At 70.6% G+C, this 7,533-nt stretch carries 8 protein-coding genes; all 8 read right to left on the bottom strand.

Features of this window, described 5'->3' with window-relative positions; genetic code table 11:
- A partial coding sequence (locus tag ACXAID_RS25975; protein ID WP_475025057.1) for an MSMEG_0567/Sll0786 family nitrogen starvation N-acetyltransferase occupies positions 1 to 924 on the bottom strand: 924 nt, incomplete at its 3' end.
- A 6-nt stretch (positions 925 to 930) separates the two neighbouring features.
- Complete coding sequence (locus ACXAID_RS25970; RefSeq protein WP_475025056.1) at positions 931 to 1,992, bottom strand: MSMEG_0568 family radical SAM protein; 1,062 nt, start codon at positions 1,990 to 1,992, stop codon at positions 931 to 933.
- Complete coding sequence (locus ACXAID_RS25965; RefSeq protein WP_475025055.1) at positions 1,989 to 3,449, bottom strand: AMP-binding protein; 1,461 nt, start codon at positions 3,447 to 3,449, stop codon at positions 1,989 to 1,991. Before ACXAID_RS25965 ends, ACXAID_RS25970 begins: the two co-directional genes overlap by 4 nt.
- Positions 3,450 to 3,455: 6 nt before the next feature.
- Entirely contained in the window at positions 3,456 to 4,733 is a 1,278-nt protein-coding gene (locus ACXAID_RS25960) for an MSMEG_0569 family flavin-dependent oxidoreductase (protein WP_475025054.1), read from the bottom strand.
- Positions 4,730 to 5,026 (bottom strand): MSMEG_0570 family nitrogen starvation response protein, encoded by a 297-nt coding sequence (locus tag ACXAID_RS25955; protein ID WP_475025053.1) that lies wholly within the window; start codon positions 5,024 to 5,026, stop codon positions 4,730 to 4,732. The genes ACXAID_RS25960 and ACXAID_RS25955 overlap by 4 nt, the downstream gene beginning before the upstream one ends.
- Positions 5,019 to 5,918 (bottom strand): carbon-nitrogen hydrolase family protein, encoded by a 900-nt coding sequence (locus tag ACXAID_RS25950; RefSeq protein ID WP_475025052.1) that lies wholly within the window; start codon positions 5,916 to 5,918, stop codon positions 5,019 to 5,021. Before ACXAID_RS25950 ends, ACXAID_RS25955 begins: the two co-directional genes overlap by 8 nt.
- Before the next feature lie 20 nt (positions 5,919 to 5,938).
- Positions 5,939 to 6,460: an MSMEG_0572/Sll0783 family nitrogen starvation response protein gene (locus tag ACXAID_RS25945; protein WP_475025051.1), complete on the bottom strand. Its 522-nt coding sequence runs from the start codon at positions 6,458 to 6,460 to the stop codon at positions 5,939 to 5,941.
- Between the two features lie 230 nt (positions 6,461 to 6,690).
- The gene (locus ACXAID_RS25940; protein ID WP_475025050.1) at positions 6,691 to 7,392 is read right to left on the bottom strand and encodes a crotonase/enoyl-CoA hydratase family protein; all 702 of its coding nucleotides are present in this window, start codon (positions 7,390 to 7,392) and stop codon (positions 6,691 to 6,693) included.
- Positions 7,393 to 7,533: the final 141 nt, after the last annotated feature.

Here is a 7,533-nt window from a genome sequence, read left to right as displayed (position 1 = left end):
GCCCAGCGCGGTCACCGCCAGCGAGGCCGGGACGCCGAGCTGGGTGTGGCCGCCGAGCACCGGGACCTGCCAGGCTTGCGACGCCCGGGCCACCCCGCGCACGATGCGGGTCAGCAGCGACCGGTTCGGGGCGCCGACCGCGTCCAGCAGACCGGTCGCGGTGGCGCCCATCGCAGCGAGGTCGTTGACGTTGACCAGCACCGAACACCAGCCCGCCCACTCCGGGTCGCGTTCGACCATGGAGGGGATGATCGCGTCGCACGCCGCGACCACGTCACCGCCGGGTACCGGCACCCCGTCGTCGCCGACGAAACCCGCCGGACCGAGGCCACCCGGCACGGCGCGCAGCGGGTCGAGCACCTCGCCCAGGAAGGCTTTGGTCGCGGTGGCCGTGCGCTGGACGGCGTCCAGCGGCCAGCGCATCCGGTGGTGTGCCCGGTCGGCCACCACGCACTGGCCGGCGTCCGTCCAGCCCAGCCCGCGGAACATCGGCACGTAGCGGTCCTGCACCGTCGCCTCGAAGCGCAGTGCCCCCGCGTTCTCCACGTACGCGCAGGCCGCGCGGATGAGCGCGGGACCGATGCCGGCGGCGCGGGCCGCCGGGTCGGCCACCAGCCGGCTGCCGGTCCACCACCCGATGTCCGGGGAGCAGACCGGGGCCAGCCGCACCCCGCCGAGCACCGCGCCGGACTCGTCGTCGGCGGCCACCAGCACCACGGTGCGGGGATCGTCGTCGAGATCGTCGCGGTCGGTGCCGGCGAACATGCCCTGCTCGACGACGAACGACGCGCGGCGCAGCCGCCGGTAACTGCGCAGTTCCGGCTCGTCGGCCGGGTGGATCAGAAACGGTCCGCCGGCGGGTGGCCGTGTCCCGGCCAGGATGGACAGTTCGCCTCGATGCGGCGAGATGGCCTGGAAGAGCACGGCAGTTCACCCGCCCATGTTCTGCAGCACGCCGCACGCGCCGCAGGCCGCGCACCCGGCCCGCTGATCGGAGCCGGCCATCCCGGCCAGCCGCAGGTGCGCGGCGACCTCCCGGGACACCTTCTCGACGACGGCGGCCTCGGGTGCCGCTGCGCCGTCCACCTCGACGGCCAGCGTGCCGGGATGGGGCCGGAAGGGCACCACGAACGGATACACCCCCATGTCGATCAGCTCGCGGGCCCCGGCGATCATCTCCTCGGGGTCTTCGCCGAGGCCGACCAGCAGGTAGGTCGAAACCTGGTTGCGGCCGAACACCCGCACCGCCTCGGCCCACGCGGCCCGATAGGCCGACAGCGGCACGCTCGCCTTTCCGGGCATCCAGCGCCGCCGCACCCGATCGTCGAGCGACTCCACGTGGATGCCGATGGAATCGGCTCCGGCATCGCGCAGTTCGGTCAGCACGGTCAGATCGGCCGGCGGCTCGCACTGGACCTGGATCGGCAGCCCGGGCACCACTGCCCGGACCGCGGCGGCACACCGGGCCAGATGGCGCGCGCCGCGGTCGCTGCCGGCCGACGTTCCGGTGGTCATCACCATCTGGGTGATGCCGTCGAGCCGCACCGCGGCGGCGGCCACCTCGGCCAGTTCGGCCGGCCTCTTGACCGCGGTGGTGGCGCCGGCGCGCAGCGACTCCTCGATCGAACAGAACCGGCACCGTTGGTCGGCCGCGTAGCGGATGCAGGTCTGCACCACGGTGGTGGCCAGCACACTGCGGCCGTGCAGGCGGGCCAGTTTCTCGTAGGGCACGCCCTCGGCGGTGTGCAGGTCGTAGAACCTCGGCCGGTCGATCACCTGCACGTCCAGCCCGGTGTCGTGTCCGTCGTAGAGCACCTTCTGGCCGTCGAACGAGAACGGGCTCGCCGGATTGCGGGGGATCGCGGCGTTGAGGCCGTCGATGAGCAGGTGGCCGTCGTCGCTGGGGCCGGCGCCGGCGGTTCGGCTCACCGGGGGGCGGCCGCGGATCCCCAACAGCGCGAGGTCCACCCGGGTCGAGGTCGAGGGTGTCATGGTTCTCCGATCACGGCCGAACGGTCCCGGCCGGTTCGATGGGGTGCGGACGGTGCTCGGAAGGTGCTGCGCCGGACCTTGCCTGCTTGGTTGCGAATCCGATTGCAGGTCAGATGGATCCGCGTTGGAATCTCGGCGCCGGACAACCGGCCGGCGGCCAGGCGCCGGACGGCTGCGGTGATCGCCTCGGTGTCGTGCCCGGCCCCGACCTCCACGACGGCGGCCAGCTCGGCGCCGTCGGCGAAGACCACCGCCGCCCGCGCTGCCGGGTGGGCCTCCAGGACGTGCTCCACCCGGGACGGGTAGATCGTGACGCCGGACCGGACGATGACGTCGTCGGACCGCTCGACGATGGTCAGGTAGCCGTCGGCGTCGACGGTACCCAGGTCGCCGATGCTGTCCCAGCCGTCGGCGGTGCGCCGCGACGGCGCACCCAGGTAGCTGTAGGTGGGCCGGCCGCGGCGCATCCAGACCTGTCCCACCTCGCCGATCGGGGCATCGGATCCGTCGGCCCGCAGGATGCGTATCTCGGTACCGCCCAGAGGTTTTCCCACGCTTCCCGGCTTGTCCAGCCACTGCCGGCCGGTGATCATGGTCAGACCGTTGGACTCACTTCCCGCGTAGACCTCGGTGACCCGGTCGGGACCCAGCCAGTCGATCAGCGCGCGCTTGTCGGCCGCGGCGCAGCGCGCCCCCAGGTGCAGCACGGTGCGCAGCGTCGCGACCTCGCTGCGGCCGGCCACCCGCACCAGGCGGTGGATCATGTCCGGGGACAACAGGGTCCAGCTCACCTGGTGGCGGTCGACGAGCTCACAGAAGCGGTCTTCGTCGAACGGTTCGGCCAGCACCAGCCGGTGACCGGTCAGCAGCCCGCGGAAGGCGTAGGTGAACGATGCGGAATGCCACAGCGGGCCGGTGACCAGTTGCACCGCCACCCGCGGCAGGAAGGGTGCGACGGCCTCGCCGGGATCCAGCAGTGCCGCGGCAGCGGCTTTGACGATCTTGGGGCGCCCGGTGCTGCCCGACGAGACCGGCGCCTTCCAGCAGTTCGACCACGCATCCGGCAGTGGCGCGGCCGAGCGTCGGGCGGTGGAGCCGCGCGGCAGGTGGGCGACGGCCGGGTCGGCCGGTGGTTCGCCGATGGCCAGTGCCGGGCGGCCGAGGCGCTCCAGTTCGGCGCGTTCGGTGTGCGCCAGTGCGGGGGGCACCGGATGCGGTGTGGCGCCGGCCTTCCACACCGCCACCGCCGCCACCACGAACTCCACGCCGGTCGGCAGACAGATCGTCACCAGGTCGTCGCGGCGCACCCCGCGGGCGATGAGCTCACGCGCCAGCCGGTTGCTGCGGGTGTCCAGCTCGGCGGCGGTCAGCGAATCGGTGTCGTCGACCGCCACCACCGTGTCGGGCTCGGCGGCAGCCCGGGCGGTGATGATGCGGGAGAACGACTGGCGGCCCACCTCGGGTCAGCCTCCGACGGCCAGTCGCAGCACCGATTCGTGGTAGCTGCTGATGATTGTCGCGGCGATGTGCTGCGCGTCGCGGTCGATGCCCAGGAACCGGCCCGAACCCCAGGTGTGCATCCACGGCAGCCCGACGAAGCTCAGCCCGGTGACCGAGGTGATTCCGCGGTTCTGCATGGGCCGTCCGGCGCCGTCGAACGCACTGGCCTCGATCCACCGGTAGTCGGGGCGGTATCCGATCGCCCAGACGATGGTGCTGACCCCCTCGGCGGCCAGATCCAGTGTGGTGGGCTCGGATCCGGGTTCCCAGACCGGTGTGTAGCGGGTGGCGGGTTCGGCGGTGATGCCGACCCGCTCGATGTGGGCGTCGATGTCGGCGCAGATCGAGTTGTACACCGAATCGGCATGGTCGAGCGCGCTGCGCAGGCTCGGGGCGAACGTCAGGGAGGTGTCCTTCCCGTCGGTGAGCGCGCCGTAGAGCCGCATCCCCTCGGCGGCGAAGCGCCGCAGGTCGATGTCGCGCCCGCCGTCCCGGCCGGTGACGTAGTGGTTGGTCTTCTCGATGGCGGCCTTGCCGCCGGGATATTCGGCGGCCGGCTTGTCGTAGAGGCCCATGTCGGCCAGCCACGTCATGCAGTCCCTCCCGCGGTAGAACCGGGCCACCCGGGGGGCGTTGCCGACCGCTAGGTGCACCTGCCGGCCGGCCAGATGCAGGTCCTCGGCGATCTGGGCACCGGACTGGCCGGTCCCGACGACGAGCACCGCACCGTCGGGTAGTTGCCCGGGGTTGCGGTACTGCTCGGAGTGCAGCTGGGTGATCGAGGGGGCCAGGGAACCGGCGAACGCGGGCATCACCGGCAGCGGGTAGCCGCCGGTGGCGACCACCACGTGTTCGGCGGTCAGTGTCTCGTCGCCGTCAGGGGTGTCCAGGGTCAGCTCGAACCCGCCGGTGGTCGCGTTGCGCAGCCGGGTGACGCGGGTGTGGGTACGGATCGGGGCGGTGAAGGTGTCCAGCCAGCCGGACAGCCATCGCACCACCTCGTCACGGGTCATGAAGCCGTCGGGGTCGGGCCCGTCGTAGCTGTACCCGGGCAGCCGGCAGTGCCAGTTGGGCGTGACGAGAGTGAAGTTGTCCCAACGGCTGTCGGACCATGCGTGGACCGGGGTGTGTGCCTCGAGCACCACGTGGTCGACCCCGGCGCGGCTCAGGTACCAGCTGACCGACAGGCCGGCCTGCCCGCCCCCGACGATCGCGACCGGGATGTGCGTGGTCGTGGTCATCGGGTCTCCAACGGTGGCTGCATGGCGACGATGTGGATGACGGCGTCGGACGGGTACCGGGCCGCGGCGAGCTGGATCTGTTCGGCGGTGGCCGCCGCCGACGTGCACGCGAAGCCGAACTTGGCACGTACCCGCGCACTGGCCTCGGCCAGTGCGCGCCCGGAGCGTTCGACGAACTCGGCCACCGTGTAGTCGGTGTCCGGGCGCAGATAGTCGTGCATGACCAGGCTCGGCGAGTAGCACTGCTGCGCGGTGCCGTCGGGCCAGCGGACGTCGAAGGTCATCTCAGGCATGTGCGAGTTCCCGCCAACCCGCCGCGGTGTCGAATTCGACGTCGGCGACCGGGCCGTAGACGTCGGGCCGGCGGTCGCGCAGATGGAACATCCCGGCGCGCATGGTGCGGAAGGTCTGGTCGATGTCGACCTCGGCCACCGCCATGCCGCTGTCGAGAAGTGTTGTCGCCAAAATGTTTCCGCCCGGGTCGACGACCTTCGCGTTGCCGACGTAGCGCAGCGAGCCGAAGGTGCCGCTCTGGTTGGAGGCGACCCAGAACACCTGGTTGTCCAACGCGCGGGCGGTGTCGAACAGGTTGAACCGGTAGGTCCAGCGATCGTCCTGGAGGTTCTCCGCGGTGGCGGTACGGGCCGCCGGCCAGGCCGACAGGCTGGCGATGACCTGGGCGCCCTCGAGCGCCATGATCCGCGCGGCTTCGGGAAACGCCTTGTCGTAGCAGATCTGCAGGCCGACCCGGCCGATCGGGGTGTCGAACACCCCGTAGCCCGAGCCCGCCGAATAGGACATGCCCTCACCGAGGGGCTGATGCACCTTGCGGTAGGACCCGTAGACGGTTCCACCGTCGAGCACCGCCGCGGCGTTGTAGCGGGTCTCGCCGTCGTCGTCGAGTTCGCAGAAGCCGATCGCCACGATCAGGTCGCCGACGATCTCGCGCACCCGGGCGAGTTCGGGTCCGTCGAGCCGGATGGCCGGCGGCAACGACTTGGCGGTGGTCTTGACGGTGTCGCCGTGGTTGCCCAGCGAGGACAGGTAACCGCCGAGCGCGGCCTCGGGAAGGACGAGGAAGTCGACGCCGCGGTCTCTGGCCTCGTCGGTCAGCGAGGCGATCAACGCGTAGTTCTGTTCGAGGTCCCTGGTGAAGTTGGCCGCGACCGCGGCGAGTGTTGTCATGCGCGCAATCCCGTCCGGCCTCAGACCATGTAGGTCGAGTTGATGATCGCGCCCTTGCGGGCGTAGTGGATGAGGGCGTCCTGAACGTCGAGCGGGTGAGCGGGGATGACGCCCTCGATCAGATCTTCCTCACGGCCGCCGTGCAGCGCCAGGCCGAACCGGCAGCAGAACACCGTGCCGCCCTCGCCGATGAATGCGCCCAGCGCATCGTTGATGTTCTGTTCGCCCGGGAAACCGGAGTCGCCGGTGGTCGGAAATCCCCTGGTGGCAAGGCAGTTGATCGCTCCGGGGCCGTAGAAGTAGATGGCGGACTCGAAGCCCTTCCGCAGTGCGCGGGTCGCCTGCAGCACCGCGACGAAACTGACCGAGGACTCATGGGCGATGCCGTGCACGAGCGTGAAGTAGCTCTCGCCGTTCTCGGCCTTGTAGTCCGGGAAGATCTTCGTTCCGCCGTAGATGTTCGACCCCTTCGGCAGGGCCGGGTGCGGGATCTCGGCGAGCGAGTTCTTGATGTTCTCGGCGATTGTGTCGTCAAAAGTCATGGAGGCTCCCAGGTTTCATCGAATGGCGAAATAGCTTCACGAGGTGCGGCGACGATGCCGGCGATGCCGAGAACGGCTTTCGGCTGATTCGATTACATGCCCGGGGTGTTGCCTACTGGTTAGCGATGGAATACGAAACCGTTAGATCGAACTCACGCCCGTAATGCCGATGAAACGCAGACGGCGGCCCGCCCCGCGTTCACGGGGGAGCCGCCGTCTGCTCCGCTGGGCTAGCTGAGTGTGAACTCAGTTGCCAGGCCGTCGATTCCGGCCTTGATCGCAGCCAGTGCGGACTCGCGTGCCTTCAGTTTGGTGGCCAGGTGCGCGCCGGCGTGCAGCGTCGTGGCGGCTTCCTGGGCCACCTGCTGTGCCCGGCCGAGGACCTGATCGGCCTCGACGATCTCGTCGAGCCAGCCGGCGGTGATCGCCTCCTGGCCGACGTAGGTCGCCGCCAGCGACGTCCCGCGCTGGAAGGCCGCGGGGGTCAGCCGCAACCGCATGATCTCGATCGCCGAGATCGGGATGGTCATGCCGATCGCGACCTCGATGGCCTGGCAGCGCGACTTGGGGGCGCCCACCCGGTGGTCGGCCGACAGCAGCAGGAACGACCCCATGGCGATGGCCGGGCCGGTCGCGGCGACGATGACCGGGACAGGGAACGTCAGCGTCCGCACGGACAGCTCGAATCCCCCCGCCAGCATGCCCAGCGCGGCCGCGGCGTCGCCGGACTGGAACACCGCCAGATCGAACCCGCCGCTGAACACCCGGGAGTTGCCCGCCAGCACCACCGCCTTGGCGGAGTCGGACTCGGCGCGGTCGAGTGCGTCGTTGATGGCGGACTGCATGTCAGGGCCCAGTACGTTGACCTTGCCGTCGTCGAGGGTGATGGTCGCGACGGATTCGGCGAGTTCGTAGGAAACGATGCTGCTCATGGTCCTCCTGTCGGGTTCAGCCGGACCGAACCTAACAGTGGCGCTCCGGCGGCATCGGTGGAACCCGGCACGGCGTGCGGGGGCCGGTCGAGCCGTGGCCTTCGCCCCCCGGGTCAGTGGGCGCCGACGAGCTCGCGCGCC

This window comes from Mycobacterium sp. ABE4_509 (assembly GCF_056160785.1).
The sequence above is the reverse complement of the archived record's forward strand: the minus strand, read 5'-3'. Positions and strand labels throughout refer to the sequence as shown.

What these genes read in the sequence shown, in the direction of transcription:
- ACXAID_RS25970 (WP_475025056.1), bottom strand. Translation starts at nt 1,992, where the DNA reads ATGACACCCTCGACCTCGACCCGGGTGGACCTCGCGCTGTTGGGGATC.
- ACXAID_RS25960 (WP_475025054.1), bottom strand. Translation starts at nt 4,733, where the DNA reads ATGACCACGACCACGCACATCCCGGTCGCGATCGTCGGGGGCGGGCAG.
- ACXAID_RS25955 (WP_475025053.1), bottom strand. Translation starts at nt 5,026, where the DNA reads ATGCCTGAGATGACCTTCGACGTCCGCTGGCCCGACGGCACCGCGCAG.
- ACXAID_RS25950 (WP_475025052.1), bottom strand. Translation starts at nt 5,918, where the DNA reads ATGACAACACTCGCCGCGGTCGCGGCCAACTTCACCAGGGACCTCGAA.
- ACXAID_RS25945 (WP_475025051.1), bottom strand. Translation starts at nt 6,460, where the DNA reads ATGACTTTTGACGACACAATCGCCGAGAACATCAAGAACTCGCTCGCC.
- ACXAID_RS25940 (WP_475025050.1), bottom strand. Translation starts at nt 7,392, where the DNA reads ATGAGCAGCATCGTTTCCTACGAACTCGCCGAATCCGTCGCGACCATC.